Origin of the sequence: Actinomadura napierensis (genome assembly GCF_039529375.1) — a bacterium.
GTDB classification, from domain to species: Bacteria; Actinomycetota; Actinomycetes; order Streptosporangiales; family Streptosporangiaceae; genus Spirillospora; species Spirillospora napierensis.
In genome coordinates this window covers 90,040-109,727 of record NZ_BAAAMR010000018.1, presented here as the reverse complement: position 1 = coordinate 109,727, position 19,688 = coordinate 90,040, and the positions used below count along the sequence as shown (strand labels likewise).

Here is a 19,688-nt window from a genome sequence, read left to right as displayed (position 1 = left end):
CTCCTGCTACCGCTCCAGACTCTGGCGCGACACCCTGCACGCGGCCGGCATCACCCACAAACGCACCCGCCCCTACCGGCCCCAAACCAACGGCAAAGTCGAACGCTACAACCGCACCCTGCTGGACGAATGGGCCTACAACCAGCCCTACCGATCAGAAGCCGAACGCCGCCGAGCACTCCCGCAATGGCTGCACACCTACAATCACCACCGCGGCCACACCGCACTCGGCGGCCAACCACCCACCACCCGCGTCCCCAACCTCACGGGACAGAACACCTAGCCGGTCCCGGCGGGGGCGCGCCGTCCGAACCGGGACCGCAGTTCGGCGTCGACCTCGGTGAAGTCGCGCTCCTTCGTCTCGGGGACGAACCGGCCCACGAAGACCCAGCCGAGCGCCGCGATCACGGCGAAGATCCAGAACGTCTCGCCCTGGCCGAGGGCGCCGGCGATCGGCAGGAAGATCAGGCTGACCACGAAGTTCGCCAGCCAGTTCACCGCGGTGGACGCGCTGGACCCGGCGGCGCGGGCGCGCGGCGGGAAGATCTCTCCGATCAGCGTCCAGAACACCGGTCCGGTGCCGACCGCGTAGCCGGCGATGTAGAGCACCATGAACACCAGCGACAGGCCGGACGACCAGCCCGCGACGAACGACAGGCCGAGCAGCGCCATCATGACGGCCATCGCGCCGAGCGAGAACAGCAGCAGCGGCCGGCGCCCGGCCCGGTCGATGACGCGGATCGCGACCAGCGTCATCACCAGGTTGATGACGCCGATGGCGATGGAGTAGACGATCGAGTTCGACGCGGTCAGCCCGGTCTCCTCGATGATCGTCGGAGCGTAGTAGATGATCGTGTTGATCCCGCCGAACTGCTGGACGGCCGCGAGCGTCAGCCCGACGACCAGCGCCGGGCGCACGCCGGCGCCGAGCAGCGTCCGCCAGCCGGCCCGCTCGTCCCCGTCGCCCGCGTCGCGCGCCCTGCCCTGGTCGTAGCGCTCCAGGAGCCGGTCGGCGGTCGCCTCGTTGGTGACCGAGGCGACCAGCCCGCGCGCCTCGTCCCGGCGGCCGCGCGCGACCAGCCACGCGGCCGACTCGGGCAGGACCCACAGCGACGCGGCGACGATCACCAGCGCGGGCACCGCGCCGACGCCGATCATGGCCCGCCAGTCCTCGGCGCCGGAGAACGCGAGGTTGGTCAGGTAGGCGGTGAGGATGCCGATGGTGATCATCAGCTGGTTGAGGGTCAGGGCACGGCCCCTGATCTCCTTGGGCGAGATCTCCGAGAGGTACACCGGGACGGTCGCCGACGCGCCGCCGACCGCGAGGCCCAGCACGAGCCGGCCGGCGACCAGCATCGCGTAGCCGGTGGACAGCACCGCGATCACCGTGCCGATCAGGAAGACCAGCCCCTCCAGGCCGAGGATCCGGCGGCGGCCGATCCGGTCGGCGATCCGCCCGGATCCGAGGGCGCCGGCCATGGCGCCGAGCACCAGCACGCTGACCACGCTCGACTGCTCGAACGAGTTCAGCCCGAAGTCGGTCTTGATGTACAGCAGCGCTCCGGAGATCACCCCGGTGTCGAACCCGAACAGGAACCCGCCGACCGCGATCAGGACCGCCCAGACCCAGATCCTGCGCAGCCCGTCCGGCGGCACCTCCGACAGCGGGCCCTCGTAGACCGTCGCGGTGGCGAACCCCTGCATCCCCGGTGCCTCCCCGATCGGCGTCGCGCGTGCAGATCCGGCCTTACCCTCTGTGATCGTCAGCACACGCACCGGGCTCGGAGGCGGGGTCAGGCGCCCTGTTCGGTGATCCAGACGGCGATCTGCGCGCGGGAGGAGAACCCGAGCTTGGCGAGGATGTGCTCGATGTGGGAGTCGGCGGTGCGCTTGGCGATGGTCAGCCGGCCGGCGATGTCGCGGTTGGACAGCCCCTCGGCCACCAGCGCCGCCACCTCCAGCTCGCGTTCGGTGAGCGGGGAGGCGTCCTGCCCGGACGCGCCCGCGGGCGCGCCGGACGCCGGGGGTTCGCCCAGCGCGTCCTGGATCGCGTGCGCCGGGGTCAGGCGCTCGCCCTCCTCGAAGGCCGCGCGGTACCGCCGCTCGCCCAGCGCCCGCACCGCCTCGCCGATGTGGGTCTCCCGCAGCATCGCGTGGTGCGGGCCGAACCAGGCCGTCTGGGTGGACTCGCGCATCCGGTCGGCGGCGCCGAGCAGCCGAGCGGCGCGGACGTACTCGCCGCCGCTGCACAGGCACCCGGCGATCGCCTCCAGCCCCAGCGTCATGCCCAGCTCGTCGGCGAGGTCGCGCTTGATCCGCAGCGACCGGCGGAGCCGTTCGAGGGCGGCCTCGAGGTCGCCGGCGAGCCACAGCGCGAGCCCGCAGACCAGCATGCCGTAGGAGCGCACCCACAGCTCGCCGTGCTCCTCGCCGGCCCGCGCGCCCCGTCCGGCGTGCTCGACGGCCGCCGGGTGGTCGCCCTTGAACAGGTGCGCGACGCCGCGGAACACCTCCACGAGCAGCAGGAGGACGTCGTCGGCGGCGTGCTCGCCCAACTCGTCGGCGGCGCCGAGCAGCCGCAGCGACCGGTCGACGTCGCCGGCGAACAGCGCCGTGACGCCCTCGCAGCAGGTGACCAGCGCGATCGCGTTCCGGTCGCCCTCCGCCCGCGCCTGCGCCGACGCCCGTTCCAGCAGCTCACCGGCGGCGCCGAGGTCGTCCTGCAGCGTCATCGTCAGGGCGGCGAGGCCGAGGAGGCACGCCCAGCCCTCGCCCGTCGTGTCGCGGGCCTCCAGCAGCCGGTCCATCCAGTGCCGACACTCGCCCGCCATGCCGTGCAGCATCCAGAGCCGGCCGAGGGCGTCCATCGCGTCCCGGGCGGTCGCCGTCTCGGCCGTGGTCATGACGTGGCCGAGCAGCGCCCGGATGTTGGCGCGCTCGCGGTCGAACCAGTCGAGCCACCGGGCCTGCTCCGCGCCCGCCAGCTCCGCCCGGGCGAGCCGCAGCCGCCCGGCGTACCAGTCGAAGCAGCGCCGCCTCAGCCGGGCCTCCCCGCCGCCCGCGGCGAGCCGTTCGACGCCGTACTCCCGCAGGCTGTCGAGCATCCGGTACCGGACCCGGCCGCCGCGGTCGGCGCGCTGCACGACGGACTTGTCGACCAGGCCGGTCAGCACGTCCACGACGTGCTCGGCGGGCAGGCCGTCGCCGGAGCAGACGTGCTCGGCGGCGTCGAGGTCGAAGTCGCCGGCGAACACCGACAGCCGCGCCCACAGCAGCCGCTCCTCGGCCGAGCACAGCGCGTGGCTCCAGTCGATCGCCGCGCGCAGCGTCTGGTGCCGCGGCACGCTGGTGCGCGCGCCGCGGGCCTGGAACAGCCGGGTGCCGAGCCGGCTCAGCACCTGGTCGGCCGAGAACGTCCGCAGCTGCACCGCGGCGAGCTCGATCGCCAGCGGGATCCCGTCGAGGCGGTGGCACAGCCGGGCGACGGCGTCCCGGTTGCCGTTGGTGAGCGTCCAGCCCTGGACGGCCGCGGCGGCGCGCTCGGCGAACAGCCGGACCGAGTCGCACTCCTCGCCGTCCGGGGCGTCCGGCCCGCCGGGCTCCGGCCGGCCCAGCGGGGCGACGCTGACCGTGTGCTCGCCCAGCACGTCGAGCGGCTGCCGGCTGGTCGCCAGCACGCGCAGCCCCGGGGCGCAGCGCAGCAGCGCCTCGGCCAGCGCCGCGCACGCGTCGAGCAGGTGCTCGCAGGTGTCGAGGACGAGCAGCACCCGCCGGTCGGCGAGATGGTCGGCGAGCCGGGAGGCGGCCGGCCCGCCGCCCTGCCCGGCGAGCCCGAGCGCGTCGCAGATCGCCTGCGCCAGGAGCGAGGGCTCGGTGAGGCTCGACAGGCCGACGAAGTACACGCCGCCGTCGAAGGCGTCGCGCGCCCGGGTCGCGGTGCGCACGGCGAGCCGGGTCTTGCCGACCCCGCCCGGCCCGGTCAGCGTGACCAGGCGGTGCCCGTCGATCAGCCTCCGGACCTGGTGCAGCTCCGTCTTCCGCCCGACGAAGCTGGTGAACTCCGCGGGCAGTCGTCCCGTCTGCCGCTCCAGCGTCATTTCCAGCGCCACGCCGTCTCCGAGTCAGCTCCCGCCGGACGTCCGGCGACCTGGGGTACGCCTGAATTGTAATTGCGGTGCTACGGAAGGCGACCGGAAATCGGTACGCGGATCGGTTCATCTACCGATGCCCGTCCCGTCCCGGCCCGGTGAGGATGGGCGTCGCGCGGCGGTGCCTCCGGCGGCCCGCCCGCACCGGCGTTCCCGCGCGGTCCGCCGGTCCGGCGGCCGGGGATCCGGGGGGAACCCCCGGCCGCCGGGGCCCTCGGTCCCCGCCGCCGTCACCGTGCTGTCGGCGCCGGTGGCGGCGGGGGGCTTCAGGGAGCCGGGCGAGCCGGATGAGCCGGGCGCAGGGGGACGAGCAGGGGGATGAGCAGGGTCTTGCTCCTTTTGGCACTGAGTGCCACTATGGCGGTGACCGCTTATCGGCCCGATGGCGGCGCAGCCGTCGTCCGGCCGAAAAGGCCCTCCGCCCTGCGCCGCCGGGTCTGACCAACGTGGAGGAAGAACCCCATGGCGCGTTTGACAGGCAAGGTCGCTTTCATCACCGGCGCGGCGCGCGGGCAGGGGCGCGCGGAGGCCGTCCGGCTGGCCTCCGAGGGCGCGGACGTCATCGCGGTGGACCTCGTCGGAGCGGTCAGCTCCTACGTCCCCTACGAGCCGCCCACCCAGGACGACCTCGACGAGACCGCCAAGCTGGTAGCCGAGCAGGGGCGCCGGATCGTGGCACGGAAGGCCGATGTCCGGGATCTGGCCGCGCTGCAGGCGGCCGTCCAGGAGGGCGTCGCCGAACTCGGCCGGCTCGACGTGGTGGTGGCCAACGCGGGGATCGTGAACTACGGCCGCACCTGGGAGCTCGACGAGGAGCAGTGGCAGGACGTCATCGACACCAACCTCACCGGGGTGTGGAAGACGGTCAAGGCCACCGTGCCGACGCTCATCGAGCAGGGCCAGGGCGGTTCGATCATCATCACCAGCTCGGTCGCGGGCCTGAAGGGGCTGCCCTTCCTCGCGCACTACGCCTCGTCGAAGCACGGCGTGGTCGGCCTGGCGAAGGTCCTCGCCAACGAGCTGGGCGAGCACGACATCCGGGTCAACACCGTCCACCCGCACGGGGTGCGGACGGGCATGACCAGCGGGACGATGACCGAGCTCCTGGAGCAGAGCCCGATGCTCGGGCCCATCTACATGCCGGCGCTGCCCTACGAGATGGTCGAGCCGGAGGACATCGCGAACATCGTCGCGTTCCTGGCCTCCGACGAGGGCAAGTACATCACCGGCGCCCAGCTGCCCGTCGACCTCGGTGCGCTGAACCGCTGACCTCAGCGCGGATCGCGGCCGGCCGCACGGACGGCCGCGGTCCACCGTCCGGCGGCGGTGCGGGCCCGCTCGCGGACGGAGGAGAACGACTCCGGGAAGCGGACGTCCGGGAGCAGGGGAGCGGCAGAGCGCGCGCGGGCCGACGCCGCCGTCACGCCGGACCCGTAGGCGACGTCCTCGGCGAGCCGCAGGACGGTGTAGCGCACGGGGTCGATGGACGGACGCTGCCGCAGCCATTCCAGCGCGACCGGCGCGAGCATGGCCACGGCCGCCGCGCGGGCGAGGCGGCTGCGGCGGCAGGCGGCGAGCGTGAGCAGGCCGAGCGGCCACCACTCGCGGCGCAGCGCGTGCCCGATCGCGGCGGCGTCGGCGACGGCGCCCTTGCCGACGATGGCGGCGGCCAGGCTCCAGTCGGCGGGCAGCTCGGACAGGCGCCGGGCCAGCAGCGCCGCCGTCACCCCCGCGACGCCGGCGGCCGCACCCGGACGGCCCCGGGCGAGCAGGCCGAGGACGGCGAGGTTCCACATCGACGGGCGGGCCGGCGCCAGCCTGCCGGGATGCCGCCGCGCCAGGTCGGCCGCGGACGTGCCGTACTCGTGGCGCCGCCGCGCCCACGCGACCGGATGCAAGCGGGGCGTGTGGGCGACCCGCGCGGCGGGCTCGTAGCGGACGTTCCACCCCTGGTCGCCCAGCCGCCAGACGAAGTCGACGTCCTCGCCGAGCCGCAGGTCCTCGTCGAACGGCGCGTCCGCCACGGCCGCGACCCGCACCAGCAGCGTCGCGGTCGGTACGAACCCGAGCCTGCCTCCCGGACGCACCAGCGCCGGCCGCATCCCCATGTCCAGGGCCGACCGGGCGGTCTCGTAGCGGGCCAGCAGCCCGGTGTCGTCCGACAGCGGGACGATCCGGGGGGCGACGGCGGCGACGCGCGGATCGTCGAAGTGCGGGACGAGGACGTCGAGCCAGCCCTCCATCGGGCGGCAGTCGGAGTCGACGAACGCGGCGAAGGACGTCTCCACCAGGCGCAGCCCGGTGTTGCGGGCCGCCGCGGGGCCCCGGTTGCGGGCATGCCGGACCAGCCGCGCGGCGTACGCCTCCGCGACCCGCCGCAGCGGTTCGGGGTCGGGCGACGCGTCGTCCACGACGATCACCGGCACGTCCCCGACCGCCGCCAGGGACCGTTCCAGCTCGCCGGCCCGCTCGTAGGCCGGGATCACGACGGTCACGTCGTGCGGTCCGGGACGCGGCGCCGGGAGCGGGTCGGCCATGCCGAGGTCGAGGAGCTTGCGGGCCAGCGCCCGGCCGACCGGCGAGGGATCGGCGAGACCGGCCGCGCCGGCCCGGCGCAGCGCCGCCAGGTGCGGGCGCGCCGCGTCCGCCAGACGCACCACCTTCCAGGGTGAGCCGCCGGTGGCCACGCGTCCGCCCGACCAGAGCGAGGTGTCCCGGGCGAGTGTGACGGGGAAGCCGTCGGGCAGCCGGAACCGGCTCATGACAGGGGAGCCGTCGTGTCGAGGAGCCGTCCGCGCTCGTCCGCGCTCCCGCCGCCGATCCGGCGGACGACCGACGCGACCATGGCGTCCACGATCTCGCGGCCCGCGTCCGCGGAGGCCCCGGACGGGTCGCCGAGCACCCCGGACGGCGAGACGGCGCGGACCCCGCCCGCGACCAGCTCCGGCATGATCGCGGCGAGCGGCCGGGTCTCCCCGGCGACCGCGCCGAACGGCCGGACCAGGCCGGGGGCCAGGTGGAGCATGGCGGAGGTCTCGGTGGACCCGGCGTGCGCGTCGCCGCCGGGAACGCCACAGCCGACCCAGGCGGCGTCGTGCCCTTCGGCCCGCATCCGGCCGGCGGCGGCGTCGAGCGTGGGCACGTTGCCGCCGTGCCCGTTGACGAAGACGACCCGACCCGCCCACAGCGCGAGCGAGCGCACGGTCTCCACGAGCACCGCGTTCAGCGCCTCGTGCCCGATCGAGACGGTGCCGGGAAAGCCCGCGTGCTCGCCGCTCGCGCCGAACGCGATCGCGGGGGTGACGAGCACCTGCCCCTCCATGTCCGGGCGCAGCGCGTCCGCCGCGCGCCCGGCGACGGCCTCGGCGATCACCGTGTCGGTGGACAGCGGCAGGTGCGGCCCGTGCTGCTCGCACGACCCCACCGGCACCAGGACCAGCGGGGCCGCCCGGACGTCCGTCCAGGCGGCCCCGGCGAGGTCACCGGAACCGATCGGGTCACCGGCAGCGGGCACGTCAGCCCGCCGGCGCGTCGGCGACCGAGCCGCCGCCGAGCGTCAGCGCGAAGCCGGGCGGGATGACGAGGTCCTCCGGGTTGAGCTCGCGGACGGAGGAGTGGCCCAGCCCAAGGACGGCGGAGTCGAGGCCGCCGCGCATGATGTCCAGGACGTTCTCCACCCCGGCCTGCCCGTTGGCCGCGAGGCCCCACAGGTAGGCGCGGCCGATGAGCACGGCCCGCGCGCCGAGCGCGAGGGCCTTGGCGACGTCGCCGCCGCGCCGCACGCCGCCGTCCAGCAGCACCTCGATCTGGTCGCCGACGGCCTCCGCGATCGCCGGCAGGACGCGGATCGTGGCGGGCGTGGTGTCGAGGTTGTTGCCGCCGTGGTTGGACACCGACAGCGCCGTCACGCCGGCGTCCACCGCGCGCTTGGCGTCGTCCACCCGGGTGACGCCCTTGAGCAGCAGCGGCCCGCCCCACTCCTCGCGCAGCCACTCGACGTCCTCCCAGGTGGGAGGCGGCGTCTGCATCCACTCGCCGTAGGCGCCGAAGAACGTCGGCGCGGGGCCGTTCGGCGGCTTGAGGTTCGGGGTGGTGAGGTCCGGGATCCGGCCCTCCTTGGCGAACTTCCACAGCCACCCCGGGTGGGGCAGCACGCCCGGCGCGAGCTTCGCCGCCGTCCTGAAGTCGATCTTCTCCGGGATCATGGGGCTGCCCCAGTCCCGGCCGTTGGAGAACGACCAGTCGAGCGTGGCGATCAGCGCCTTCGCCCCGGCCTTCTTCGCGCGGTCGAGGCGCTGGATCATCGCGTCGCGGTCGCCGCTCCAGTACATCTGGAAGAAGACGTTCGGGTTGGCCTCCGCGACCTCCTCCACGGGCTTGCTCGCGAACGAGCTGAGCCCCATGATGACGCCCCGGTTCGCGGCGGCGCGCGCCACCGCCACCTCCCCGTCGGGGTGCACGGCCTGCACGCCGGTGGGGGAGATCAGCACGGGCATGGAGGTCTCCACGCCCATCACGGTGGTGGACAGGTCGCGCTCCGCCTTGTGCCCGACGACGCGCGGCGCGAAGCCGAGGTCGCCGAACGCCTTCGTGTTGGCGTCGATCGTCCGGCCGCGCTCCGAGCCCGCGACCAGCGCCCCGTAGACCATGTGCGGCAGCCGCCGCTTGGCCCGGCGCTGCGCCTCGGCCACGGTCTCGAACCACGGGTTCTTGAACATCTCGATGTCTCCTGGATGGATGGGCGGGCCGCTGAGGGGCCTCTGGCGGAACCGCTAGGGGAGCCGCAGCCCGGCCAGCGGGTTCTCCTCGCAGGCGCTCACCGGCGGGCGCTCCGGCCGGCTGGTCATCAGCGTGACCGGCACCGGCTTGCGGCGCGGCGGCGAGGTGCGGTGGGAGTGGTCGGCGGACGGCTTGGGGAGTCCCGCCCGGTCCTCGGGACGCTGCGCGAGCAGCTTCTCGCCGTACCCCTGGACGCACTCGGGGTCGGGGCCGTCCAGCGGCAGGCCGGTGAAGAACTTGGCGGCCATGCAGCCGCCCTTGCACGTGTCGTAGAAGCCGCAGGACGCGCACGCCCCGCCGGTCTGCGGCTCGCGCAGGTTCCGGAACAGGTCCGACTCCCGCCAGACGCGGGCGAACCCGCCCGGCTGCCGGATGTTGCCCGCGAGGAACTCGTCGTGGATCGCGAACGGGCAGGCGAACACGTCGCCGACCGGGTCGATGAGGCACACCACGCGTCCGGCGCCGCACAGGTTCAGGCCCGGCAACGCCTTGCCGTAGGCGGACAGGTGGAAGAACGAGTCGCCGGTCAGGACGCTGTCGCCGTGCGCGACGAGCCAGTCGTACAGCTCGCGCTGCTGCTCCTGGCGCGGGTGCAGCTCGTCCCACACGTCGGCGCCGCGGCCGGACGGGCGCAGCCGGGTCAGCCGCAGCTGCGCGCCGTACTCGTCGGCGATCGCCTTGAACGCGTCCATCTGCGGGATGTTGTGCCGGGTGCACACCACCGACAGCTTGAAGTTCTTCATCCCCGCGTCGCGCAGGTTGCGCATCGCGCGCAGGGCGGTGTCGTAGGAGCCGGCGCCGCGCACCGCGTCGTTGACCTCGGGGGTCGCGCCGTCCAGCGAGATCTGCACGTCCACGTAGTCGTTGGCCGCGAGCCGCTCGGCGACCTCCGGGGTGATCCGGACGCCGTTGGTGGAGAACTTCACGCCCACGTGGTGGGCGGTGGCGTAGTCCAGCAGCTCCCAGAAGTCGGGCCGGACCGTCGGCTCGCCGCCGCCGATGTTGACGTAGAAGACCTGCATGGCCTCCAGCTCGTCGATGACGGCCTTGGCCTCAGCGGTGCTCAGCTCGCGCGGGTCGCGCCGTCCGGAACTGGACAGGCAGTGCGCGCACGACAGGTTGCAGGCGTAGGTGAGCTCCCAGGTCAGGCAGATCGGCGCGTCGAGCCCGTACTCGAACAGGTCGACCAGCCGCGTCCCCTGCCGTGCGGGGCTCTGCGGGCCGGGCCGGTTCGTCGTGATGGTCATGGGGTCCTTTCCACGAGCATGGAGGAGCCGGCGAGGGCGCCGAGCGCCGCGCCGAACCTCGGCAGGTCCGCCGCGGGCACGCCCGCCCGGGTGCACGCCTCCCTGGCGGTGGGCGCGTCCCCGAGGGAGCGCACGACGTCCAGCAGCCGGCGGTCCTTGAGGAACGACAGCTTGCGCGTCCCGAAGTGGTACAGGAGCGCGCCGAAGGGCTCGGGCCGCACCGAGACCTGCGGATGCAGGTCCCAGGCGCGGTCGAGGTCGAGGTCCGGCACGGGCTCGGTCATCGCGTGCGGCCTAGTAGACGCCGCACATGCCGTCGATCGAGACCTCCTCGATCAGCGACTCGGCGACGTCGACGTCCTGGGCCCGCTCGTCGGCCCGGTCCGCGTCCTGCTGCTGCGGAGCGTCGGTCTCCATGGGTCCTCCTTCCGGCGGCATGCCGCGCGGCTCGTACCATCGGTCCTGGACGGATACTAAATGCATCGAGTGCCAAAAAGGAAGGCTCCGCCCCATGATCCGCCGGAAACCCGCGTGATCACCCCCTCCGGGCGCCGCCCCGACGTCCTCGTGGTGGGCGCGGGCGGCAGCGGCGCCGTCCTGGCGGCCCGGCTCAGCGAGGACGCCGGATGCGAGGTGCTGCTCGCCGAGGCCGGGCCTGCGCCGCGGGCCCTGCCGGACTTCCCCGCCGGGCTGCTGGACGCGCGCCTCGTCCCGGGTGCGCAGCCGGGCCACGCCGCCGTCCGGACGTTCCCGGCCCTGCTCACGCCCGGACTGCCGTACGCGGCGGCGCGCGGGCGGTTCCTCGGCGGCTCGACCGCCGTCAACGGCGGCTACTTCGTCAGGGCGCGGCGCGCGGACTTCGACCGCTGGTCGGCCCACGGCGACATCTGGTCCTACGACCGGGTGCTGCCGGTCATGCGCGCGCTGGAGACCGACCTCGACCTCGGTGCGACGGCGCTGCACGGCGGCGACGGTCCCATTCCTGTCCAGCGGACGGATCTGGGCCATCCCGCCGCCGCCGCGTTCCAGGCCGCCGCCCGCTCGCTCGGATATTCGGACGATCCCGACAAGAACGACCAGGGGCGGCCCGGCTTCGGGCCGGTGCCGACGAACACGGCCGGCGGCCGGCGGATCAACACCGGGGTGGCCTACCTGCTCGGTGAGGCGGCCCAGCGGCCCAACCTCACCGTGCTGGGCGAGTGCGTGGTGCGGTCAATCGTCATCAGCCGCGGCAGGGCGACGGGTGTCGTGGTCGAACGCGGCGGGCGGCGGACGGTCCTGGACGCGGGCGAGATCATCCTGTGCGCGGGCTCGCTGTCGTCGCCGCACCTGCTGCACCTGTCGGGTGTCGGCCCCGCCGACGACCTGGCCCGGCACGGCATCGCGGTCGTCCACGACCTTCCCGCCGTCGGTGCCGCCCTCAGCGACCACCCGCAGACCGTTGTGGAGTGGACGCCGCGGCGGCCGATGCCCGTGCCGTCCGGCGGCTGGCTCGGCGGCGTCCTGCACCTGCCGTCCTCCTCCGGCGGCGACGCGGCGGGCGACCTGGAGATCCTCCAGTCCCTCGTGCCGACCATGGGCCTCGTCGGCGGGGAGGCGGCGGCGCCCGGCGCGCCGCTGCCGTTCCTGGTGTCGGTGCAGACGCCCCGGACGTCCGGGGGACTCCGCACCGTCTCCGCCGACCCGGACGTCCCGCCGCGCATCGCCTACGGCTACCTGGACACCGGCGCCGACCGGCGCCGGATGCGCGAGGCGGTGCGGGCGGCGGCGGCCGTCGTGGCGACCGGCGCCTTCGGCGAGGTCCGCGAAGGACTCGCCGATCCGGAGCCCGGGCTGCTGGACGACGACGGCCTGCTCGACGCGTGGATCCGCGCCCGGCTCGGCACGTCCCAGCACACCTGCGGCACCGTGCCGATGGGCGGCGCGGTCGACGGGCACGGCCGGGTGCACGGCCTGGAGGGTCTGCGCGTGGCCGACACGTCCATCCTGCCGACGGCCCCGCTGCGCGGCCCGGCCGCCACGGCCGTCCTCATCGGCGAGGTGATCGCCGGTGCCGTCCGCCGGGGCGGCTGATCAGCTCGGGACGGGGCCGGCGCCGTCCGGCACCGCCGACAGGCCGGTGCTCACCCGCCGGAGCGCCTCGTCCAGCACGTCGGCCAGCACCGTCTCCTCCCCGGACGCCAGCCACAGCTCGTACGCCGAGACCGCGGCGGCCAGCACGACGTTCCCGGTGAGCCGGGGGACCAGCGCGGACGCCGGTTCGCCGGTGCGCTCGGCCGCGAACGCTGTGATGACCGATCGCCAGGACGAGTACCGCAGCGTCGCGTCCGCCTGCAGGGTCGGCACCCCCAGGATGAGCTGCATGCGCTGCCGGTGCCACGGCACGTCCTGCGGGTCGAACCGGTTGAACTCGACCACGGCCCGGCGCACCGCGTCCATCATCGGCGTGTGCGGGTCCGTCTCGTCGAGCAGGGCGCGCAGCCTGCGCAGTTGGCCTTCGAAGTCGCCCCACACCAGGTCGTTCTTGGACGAGAAGTAGCGGAAGAACGTGCGCCGCGCGATCCCCGCGGCCCCCGCGATGTCGTCCACGGTGGTCTCGTCGAAGCCCTTGCGGGCGAACAGCTCGAACGCCAGCCGCTCCAGGACGGCCGGCGAGGTCGCGCGCGGCCTGCCCATGGCCCGCTGGGAAGCGGCCGTCCCACCTTCCGAGGTCACGGCTCAAGGTTCCCACGCCCCGCACGGCCCCGCACCCGGAAGGCGGGCACGCCGGCCGGCGCCGGCGACGGCGCGTTCCCGCGGATGTACAACAGTGATGTACAACGCTGTTGTATTTCCTCGCCTCCCTCGCTAGCCTGCCGCCATGCCCGAGACTCAGACCTCCGCGTTCACCCCGGCCCTGACCTTCGCCTTCGAGATCCGCGCCGACCTTTCCCCGAGCCTCCACGTCGGACACGGCGACGGCGAGAAGACCGAGTTCACCCCCATCACCGGCGGCACGGTGGAGGGCCCGCTGCTGCGCGGGACCGTCCTGCCGGGCGGCGGCGACTGGTCGAACACCCGGGGCCGCGTCTGCGAACTCGACGCGCGCTACCTCATCCAGGCCGAGGACGGCGCGGTCATCGACATCGTCAACCGCGGCTACTACCACGAGGAGGAGGCCAAGAGCCCCGAGCAGTACGACGGGGACCTCCAGGTGAGCTGGCCGGGCGTGTACTACCGCACCTCGCCCGCCTTCCGCACCGACGCGCCGGCGCACCGGTGGCTCGCGCAGACCGTCTTCGTCGGCCTGGCCCGCGGCGTGGCGGAGGACGCCGTCGCCATCCGCATGTACGCCCTGCTCTGAGCATCCCCGCAACGCCGCGCCGTCCGGCCCGGCCCGCCGCCTGACGCCGGAGGTCCGATAGGGCCGGTTTGGCGAATCTTTTGGCGGAGCTGTCACAGAACGGGAAGGAGCCCTGTCTTAGCCGGTGACCGGGCGGCAAGGGATGCCCAGAGGAGAAGGAGACCCCACATGAAGATCGTGGTCATCGGCGGTACCGGCCTGATCGGTTCGAAGGCCGTGGAAATGCTCCGGGAGCACGGGCACGAGGCGGTTCCGGCCGCGCCGAGCACCGGCGTCGACACCCTCACCGGCGAGGGACTGGCCGACGTCCTGGAGGGCGCGGACGTGGTGGTCGACGTGTCGAACTCCCCGTCCTTCGAGGACGCGGCGGTGCTGGAGTTCTTCCGGACCTCCACCGGCAACCTGCTGGCCGCCGAGCAGAAGGCCGGCGTGGGCCACCATGTCGCGCTGTCGATCGTGAACACCGACCGGCGGCCCGACATCGGCTACTTCCGGGCGAAGGTCGCGCAGGAGAGGCTGATCGAGGAGTCGCCGGTCCCGTTCTCGCTCGTGCACGCGACGCAGTTCTTCGAGTTCGGGCGCAGGATCGCCGACGAGGCCGCCGCCGGCGGGAACGCGGTGCCGATGCCGCCGGTGCTCTTCCAGCCCATCGCGGGCGAGGAGGTGTCCCGGACGGTCGCCAGGACCGCGGCGGGCGCGCCGCTGAACGGCCGGATCCAGATCGCCGGCCCCGAGCGCTTCGGGATGGACGAGTTCTTCCGCAAGGCCCTGGCAGCGTGGGGCGACCCGCGCGAGGTGGTCACCGACCCGCACGCGCACTACTTCGGCGCCGAGATGCACGAGCGCGACCTCGTCCCGGACGACGGCGCCGCGACCCTCGGCGCAATCAAGTACGCCGACTGGCTGGCGGCGAATCCCGTCAGGTGATCCGCCGTCCGCTCCGGTGAGCCGAGCGGCGCATTCGACCGTGGGGAGTCCGCCATGACCGAACCGGCGATGACCGCGGAGTTCGATGATGTCGCCGGGTGGACCGCCGACGCGGTCGAGCAGTTGGGGGAGGGGTACGCGATTCCGGCGGCCTGCCGGGGGAGTGCGAATCCGGCGGCGCTGGCGTGGTTGGCGGAGGCGTGCGAGCTGCGCGCCGGGACCAGGCTGCTGGATGTAGGCGCCGGCATCGGTGGTCCGGCGGCGTGGGCGGCCGAGCGGTTCGGGGTCCGGCCGGTCCTGTTGGAGCCGATGCCGGCCGCGTGCCGGGCCGCCGCCCGGTTGTTCGGACTGCCGGTGATCGCGGCGGACGGCCGCCGGATCCCGCTGCGGGCTGGTTCGGTCGACGCCGTCTGGTGCCTGGGGGTGCTGGACACCGTCGCGGACAAGGCCGCCCTGCTCCGCGAAATCCACCGGGTGTTGCGGCCCGGCGCACCCCTCGGGCTCCTGGCCGTCGTGGCCCGGAGCCCGCGGGCCTTGCCGGCTCCCGAGGGCAACCTCTTCCCCACCCGGCGGCGGCTCGCCTCGCTGCTCGACGGAACGGGATTCGACCTGGTCGAGCAGACCGGCCTGCCCGGCGGCGTGCCCCTGTCGTGGTCGCGGCGCGCCGAGCAGGTTGCCGCCGTCGTCGCGGCCGGGCACGCGGCCGACCGCGCGCACGCGCTGGCGGCCCGCCAGGCCGAGAGCCTCACCCGCCTGTTCGCCTCCGGGCAGATCTCCATGCGGCTCGTCCACGCGGCCAAACGCCCGGTCCCCTGCGCGCGGTGACGGCCGGTGGTCAGTCGGGGCCGATGTCGTCGAGGTCGCGCGCCGCCTTGGAGAGCAGGTCGTGCATGGCCTGCTCCGCCCGGTCCGGGTCGGCGTCGCGGACGGCGTCGAGGACGGCGCGGTGGCTCGGCACCGGGTCGTCGTGGGGGCGGACGCCGTGCACGAGGCGGTCGCGTTCGGCGAGGCCGACCTCGATCACGACCTCCATCCGCTCCAGCAGCTCGTTGTGGGTGGCGGTGAGCAGGCCCCGGTGGAAGTCCAGGTCGGCCTGGACGGCGCGGGATAGGTCGCCGTCAGCGGCCTTCATGGCGATGAGGGCGTCGTCCAGGGCGGCGAGGTCGTCGGGGGTGCGGCGCAGGGCCGCGTAGCGGGCCGCCTGGGGCTCGATGATGCCGCGCACCTCCGCCAGGTTCTGCAGGAACGCCTGGTCGTCGCGGTTGGCGAACTGCCAGCGGATCACGTCGGGGTCGAGCAGGCTCCAGTCGGAGCGGGGGCGCACGAACGTGCCGCGCTTCTGCCGCGAGGCGACCAGCCCCTTGGCGGCCAGCACCTTCAGCGCCTCGCGCAGCGCGGTCAGGCTGACCTCCAACTCGGCGCCGAGGGCCGCGACGTCGATGGTGTCGCCGGGGCTCAGCTCCCCGCCGAGGACGCGTCGCGCGATCTCCTGCACCGTCTGGCCGTGCAGCCCGCGCTCCGAGTAGCGCACCACGGATGGCCCCCTTCGCTCGTCCGCCGAGTAACCCTAGCCCTCACAGAGTAATCATAAATTAGGAATTAATATTGACAGCACCGGGTCGGGGGCATTAGACAAGGTCAGCAGGTTGCCGGAACGAGGAGTACGTCGATGAAGCAAGCCAAGCGCCGTCTGGTGGCCGTGCTCATGGCGGTCGCGGCGGTCCTGGCGGTCACCGCGGCCTGCGGCAGGGTGGGCGAGCACGGGCGCATCGGCGTCGTCTACCTGAACGCCGAGGGCTACTACGCGGGCGTGGAGCGCGGGCTGCGCTCGACGCTCGGCCATGGGGACGGCGATCCGCAGCTCGTCCAGACCAACATCCAGTCGGACCCCGCCAAGGAGAGCTCGTTCATCAACACGATGAGCTCGGCGAAGGTCGACGCGCTGATCGTGTCCCCGGCGTCGGCGACGGCGTCGATCCCGGCGCTGCGCCTCGCCAAGGAGAGCGGTGTCCCCGTGATCTGCTACAACACCTGCATCGAGGACGCGCAGGCGCGCAAGTACGTGCACTCGTTCGTGCTCGGCGACCCCGCCGAGTTCGGCCGGGTCAGCGGCGAGCAGATGGCCGCCTACTTCCTGGCCGCCGGCAAGCGCGCCCCGAAGGTCGGCGTGATCAACTGCGAGCAGTTCGAGGTCTGCATCCAGCGCCGCCAGGGCTTCGAGAAGGCGCTCAAGGCCAAGGTGCCCGGCGCCAAGATCGTGGCGAACCAGCAGGGCCTCGCGCTGGACGAGGCCGTCGAGCGGGGCGAGCAGCTGCTCACCGCCCATCCCGAGATCGACGCCTTCTACGGCGAGGCCGGGTCGCAGATGCTGGGCGCGGTCAAGGCCGTCGAGGCGCGCGGCAAGGCCGGCAAGATCGCCGTGTTCGGCGGCGACATGTCGGTCGAGGCCGCCAAGAAGCTCCAGGACGGACGGGTCCTGAAGGGCGTCGCCGACATCTCCGGCATCAAGGTCGGGCGGCTGGCGGGCCAGGCCGCGCGGGACGTGCTGGCGGGGCGGCCTACCGACAAGTTCGTCGTCCCCGCCCCGATCGACCGCTACCTCGGCGCCAAGGACGGTTCGCGGTGGCTCCAGGAGCACTCCGATGGCATCCCGTAACCCCGAGAAGAGGAGCCGCATGAGCACGCCGCTGGTACGCGTCGCCGACGTCACCAAGCACTACCCGGGCGTCCGGGCGCTGACGGGGGCGGACCTGGAGATCGCGGCGGGCGAGGTCCGCGCGCTGCTCGGCCGCAACGGCGCCGGGAAGTCCACCCTGATCAGGGTGCTGTCCGGCGTGGAGCGCGCCGACGCGGGCACCGTGGAGATCGGCGGCGCCCCGCTCGGCGACGGCGGCGTCCGCCGCGCGAACGAGCTCGGGGTGCGGACCGTCCACCAGGAGCTCAGCCTGGTGCCGGGGATGACGGCGGCGGAGAACCTGTTCCTCGGCGCGTGGCCGCGGTCGGCGGCGGGCCGGGTCGACCATCCCGCGATGCGCCGCGCGGCCCGGGAGATCTTCGACCGGCTCGGCCTCGATATCGCCCCGGACGCGCAGGTCGGCGCGCTGCCGCTGGCCGAGCAGCAGCTCGTGGAGATCTGCCGGGCGGTGCGCCGGGAGCCGCGGCTGGTGATCCTGGACGAGCCGACCAGCGCCCTCGCCGCGGCGGAGGTCGAGACGGTGCTGGAGGCGGTCCGGCGGATCGCGGAGAGCGGCGTCGCGGTGATCTACGTCAGCCACCGGCTCGACGAGATCCGGCGGATCGCGCGCACCGCGACCGTCATGCGGGACGGCGAGGTCGTCGGGACCGTCGACATGGCGACCACGTCCACCGAGGACGCCGTCGCGATGATGCTCGGCTCTGCGTACGAGGCGGCCGTCCGCCCGCGGGCCCGCACCGTGGACCGCGGCGGCACGCCGCTGCTGTCGGTGTCCGGGCTGAGCGTCCCGCCGAAGGTCGCCGACGTGTCCTTCGACCTGTACCCGGGCGAGATCCTCGGGCTGGCCGGGCTGATGGGGTCGGGCCGCACCGAGGTGCTGCGCGCGATCGCCGGGTTCGAGCCGGCCGCCGCCGGGACCGTCCGGGTCGACGGCCGCGAGGTGCCGCGGGTGACCGCGGCCGGGATGAAGCGCCGCGGTGTCGGGCTGACGCCGGAGGACCGCAAGAGCGAGGCGATCGTCCCGCTGCTCGGCGTCGGGGAGAACATGGTGATGTCGGACTTCGGGGCGGTGAGCAGCGGCACGTCCGTGGTGCCGGCGAAGGTCGACCGGGCCGCGCGCGGGCTGATCGAGCGGCTGTCGATCGCCACCGCGTCCACCCGCACCCCGATCGCCGCGCTGAGCGGCGGCAACCAGCAGAAGGCCGTGATCGGCCGGTGGCTGCACGCGGGCAGCCGGATCCTGCTGCTGGACGAGCCGACCCGCGGCGTGGACGTGGAGGCCAAGGAGGGCATCTACCGGCTGGTCAGGGAGCTGGCCGACCGGGGCGCCGCCGTGCTGTTCGTGTCCGGCGAGCTGGAGGAGCTGCCGCTGGTGTGCGACCGCGTCATCGCGCTGCGCGGCGGGACGGTCGCCGCCGAGTTCACCGGCGACGGGGTGACCGTCGACGCCGTCCTGTCCGCCGCGATGGCCGCCTGAGAAACCGCGATGGCCGCCTGAGAAACGAGGAGAGACCATGACCACCACTCGGACCGTCCCGCCGCCCGGCGGGACGCGCGGCGCCGGCGTGGCGGCGCGGCTGCTGAACGGCCGGTCGCACCAGCTGAACGAGATCGGCCTGCTGGTGGCGATCATCGCGCTGTACGTGGCGCTCGGCGCCTCGGCCGCCGGGTTCCTGTCGGTGCACAACCAGCTCGGCATCCTGCGGGACGCCGCCACCGTCGGCATCGCCGCCTGGGGCGTCACGCTGGTCATCATCGCCGGGGAGATCGACATCAGCATCGGCCCGGCGACGGCGTTCTCCTCGGTGCTGGTCGCCAAGGGCGCCACCGAATGGGGCCTCGGCGTCGGCGGCGCGATCGTCGTGACCCTGCTGCTCGGCGTGGTGTGGGGCGCGATCGCGGGATGGCTGCGCGCGATGTTCGACGTGCCGTCGTTCATCACGACGCTCGGCCTGTGGAGCATCCTCGGCGGACTCGGGCTCTACCTCACCGACGCGCTGCCGGTGACGCTGCCCGACAGCGGCGTGTTCGACGTGCTCGGCGGCGACGTCGCCGGCATCCCGACCTCGGCGATCGTGATGCTGGTGCTGTTCGCGGTGTTCGCCTACGTCGCCCGGTTCACCGCGTACGGGCGGTCGGTCTACACGATCGGCGGCAACGCGGGCGCGGCGCGGCTGGCGGGCATCAACCTCACCCGGATCCGGGTGCTGCTGTTCGCCACGACCGGGCTGCTGTCGGCGGTCACCGGAATCCTGCTGGCGGCGCGGCTCGGCTCCGGCAGCGGCGGCGCGGCGTCCGGGCTGGAGTTCGACGTGATCGCGGCGGTGGTGATCGGCGGGACGGCGCTGTCCGGGGGCCGCGGCGGGATGCTCGGCACCCTGCTCGGCGTCGTGTTCATCACCGTGATCGGCAACGGCCTGGTGCTGCTCGGCGTGGACTCCTTCCTGCAGAACGTGGTGCGCGGCGTGATCATCGTCGGCGCCGTACTGATCAACGTGGTGGTCGCGCGGCGCGGACGCGCCGGCGCGGCGGCCTGAGAGGGGGCGGTG

At 73.9% G+C, this 19,688-nt stretch carries 19 protein-coding genes; 9 read left to right on the top strand and 10 right to left on the bottom strand.

Translation table 11 applies throughout. The features are described from left to right. The coding region (locus ABD296_RS13125) for an integrase core domain-containing protein (protein ID WP_344265628.1) at positions 1-283 on the top strand (283 nt) is incomplete at its 5' end. On the opposite strand, the gene ABD296_RS13120 is transcribed toward ABD296_RS13125, so the two are convergent. Both ABD296_RS13120 and ABD296_RS13115 read right to left on the bottom strand, forming a co-directional pair. Beyond that, entirely contained in the window at positions 280-1,704 is a 1,425-nt protein-coding gene (locus ABD296_RS13120) for a sugar porter family MFS transporter (RefSeq protein WP_344265625.1), read from the bottom strand. The genes ABD296_RS13125 and ABD296_RS13120 overlap by 4 nt on opposite strands. A gap of 89 nt (positions 1,705-1,793) precedes the next feature. Beyond that, a complete protein-coding gene (locus tag ABD296_RS13115; protein ID WP_344265622.1) occupies positions 1,794-4,109 on the bottom strand; it encodes an ATP-binding protein in 2,316 nt (771 codons plus the stop codon). Between the two features lie 501 nt (positions 4,110-4,610). Here ABD296_RS13115 and ABD296_RS13110 point away from each other — a divergent pair. Beyond that, the gene (locus tag ABD296_RS13110; protein WP_344265619.1) at positions 4,611-5,417 is read left to right on the top strand and encodes a mycofactocin-coupled SDR family oxidoreductase; all 807 of its coding nucleotides are present in this window, start codon (positions 4,611-4,613) and stop codon (positions 5,415-5,417) included. A gap of 2 nt (positions 5,418-5,419) precedes the next feature. Here the strand turns inward: ABD296_RS13110 and mftF are convergent, their stop codons facing one another. The 6 genes from mftF to mftA are packed head-to-tail and all read right to left on the bottom strand — an operon-like array spanning position 5,420 to position 10,591. After that, a complete protein-coding gene (mftF, locus tag ABD296_RS13105) occupies positions 5,420-6,910 on the bottom strand; it encodes a mycofactocin biosynthesis glycosyltransferase MftF (protein ID WP_344265616.1) in 1,491 nt (496 codons plus the stop codon). After that, entirely contained in the window at positions 6,907-7,662 is a 756-nt protein-coding gene (gene mftE / locus ABD296_RS13100) for a mycofactocin biosynthesis peptidyl-dipeptidase MftE (protein ID WP_344265613.1), read from the bottom strand. The genes mftF and mftE overlap by 4 nt, the downstream gene beginning before the upstream one ends. A 1-nt stretch (position 7,663) precedes the next feature. Beyond that, complete coding sequence (mftD, locus tag ABD296_RS13095; protein ID WP_344265610.1) at positions 7,664-8,866, bottom strand: pre-mycofactocin synthase MftD; 1,203 nt, start codon at positions 8,864-8,866, stop codon at positions 7,664-7,666. A 54-nt stretch (positions 8,867-8,920) separates the two neighbouring features. Continuing rightward, the gene (gene mftC, locus ABD296_RS13090; RefSeq protein WP_344265607.1) at positions 8,921-10,174 is read right to left on the bottom strand and encodes a mycofactocin radical SAM maturase; all 1,254 of its coding nucleotides are present in this window, start codon (positions 10,172-10,174) and stop codon (positions 8,921-8,923) included. Next, positions 10,171-10,458, bottom strand: coding sequence for a mycofactocin biosynthesis chaperone MftB (gene mftB, locus ABD296_RS13085; RefSeq protein WP_344265604.1), 288 nt, complete (start codon positions 10,456-10,458; stop codon positions 10,171-10,173). Before mftB ends, mftC begins: the two co-directional genes overlap by 4 nt. Before the next feature lie 10 nt (positions 10,459-10,468). Next, the gene (gene mftA / locus ABD296_RS13080; RefSeq protein WP_344265601.1) at positions 10,469-10,591 is read right to left on the bottom strand and encodes a mycofactocin precursor MftA; all 123 of its coding nucleotides are present in this window, start codon (positions 10,589-10,591) and stop codon (positions 10,469-10,471) included. A 114-nt stretch (positions 10,592-10,705) separates the two neighbouring features. On the opposite strand from mftA, the gene mftG reads away from it, so the two are divergent. Beyond that, positions 10,706-12,247, top strand: a complete 1,542-nt coding sequence (gene mftG, locus ABD296_RS13075; RefSeq protein ID WP_344265598.1) for a mycofactocin dehydrogenase MftG — start codon at positions 10,706-10,708, stop codon at positions 12,245-12,247. Here mftG and mftR read toward each other — a convergent pair whose 3' ends face one another. Then, positions 12,248-12,889: a mycofactocin system transcriptional regulator gene (gene mftR, locus ABD296_RS13070; protein ID WP_344265595.1), complete on the bottom strand. Its 642-nt coding sequence runs from the start codon at positions 12,887-12,889 to the stop codon at positions 12,248-12,250. A gap of 145 nt (positions 12,890-13,034) precedes the next feature. On the opposite strand from mftR, the gene ABD296_RS13065 reads away from it, so the two are divergent. The 3 genes from ABD296_RS13065 to ABD296_RS13055 all read left to right on the top strand — a co-directional run bounded on the left by ABD296_RS13065 (position 13,035) and on the right by ABD296_RS13055 (position 15,269). Next, positions 13,035-13,517, top strand: a complete 483-nt coding sequence (locus ABD296_RS13065; RefSeq protein ID WP_344265592.1) for a DUF3237 domain-containing protein — start codon at positions 13,035-13,037, stop codon at positions 13,515-13,517. Between the two features lie 168 nt (positions 13,518-13,685). After that, positions 13,686-14,444, top strand: a complete 759-nt coding sequence (locus tag ABD296_RS13060; protein WP_344265589.1) for an SDR family oxidoreductase — start codon at positions 13,686-13,688, stop codon at positions 14,442-14,444. A gap of 54 nt (positions 14,445-14,498) precedes the next feature. Next, positions 14,499-15,269 carry a class I SAM-dependent methyltransferase gene (locus ABD296_RS13055; protein ID WP_344265586.1) on the top strand — a complete coding sequence of 257 codons (771 nt, stop codon included), beginning with the start codon at positions 14,499-14,501 and terminating at the stop codon, positions 15,267-15,269. Between the two features lie 10 nt (positions 15,270-15,279). Here the strand turns inward: ABD296_RS13055 and ABD296_RS13050 are convergent, their stop codons facing one another. After that, entirely contained in the window at positions 15,280-15,978 is a 699-nt protein-coding gene (locus ABD296_RS13050; RefSeq protein WP_344265583.1) for a FadR/GntR family transcriptional regulator, read from the bottom strand. A gap of 135 nt (positions 15,979-16,113) precedes the next feature. Between ABD296_RS13050 and ABD296_RS13045 the strand changes: the two genes are divergently transcribed. The 3 genes from ABD296_RS13045 to ABD296_RS13035 are packed head-to-tail and all read left to right on the top strand — an operon-like array spanning position 16,114 to position 19,676. Beyond that, positions 16,114-17,100 carry a substrate-binding domain-containing protein gene (locus ABD296_RS13045; RefSeq protein ID WP_344265580.1) on the top strand — a complete coding sequence of 329 codons (987 nt, stop codon included), beginning with the start codon at positions 16,114-16,116 and terminating at the stop codon, positions 17,098-17,100. 19 nt (positions 17,101-17,119) lie between these two features. Continuing rightward, positions 17,120-18,616 carry a sugar ABC transporter ATP-binding protein gene (locus ABD296_RS13040; protein ID WP_344265577.1) on the top strand — a complete coding sequence of 499 codons (1,497 nt, stop codon included), beginning with the start codon at positions 17,120-17,122 and terminating at the stop codon, positions 18,614-18,616. A 37-nt stretch (positions 18,617-18,653) separates the two neighbouring features. After that, entirely contained in the window at positions 18,654-19,676 is a 1,023-nt protein-coding gene (locus ABD296_RS13035) for an ABC transporter permease (protein ID WP_344265574.1), read from the top strand. Positions 19,677-19,688: the final 12 nt, after the last annotated feature.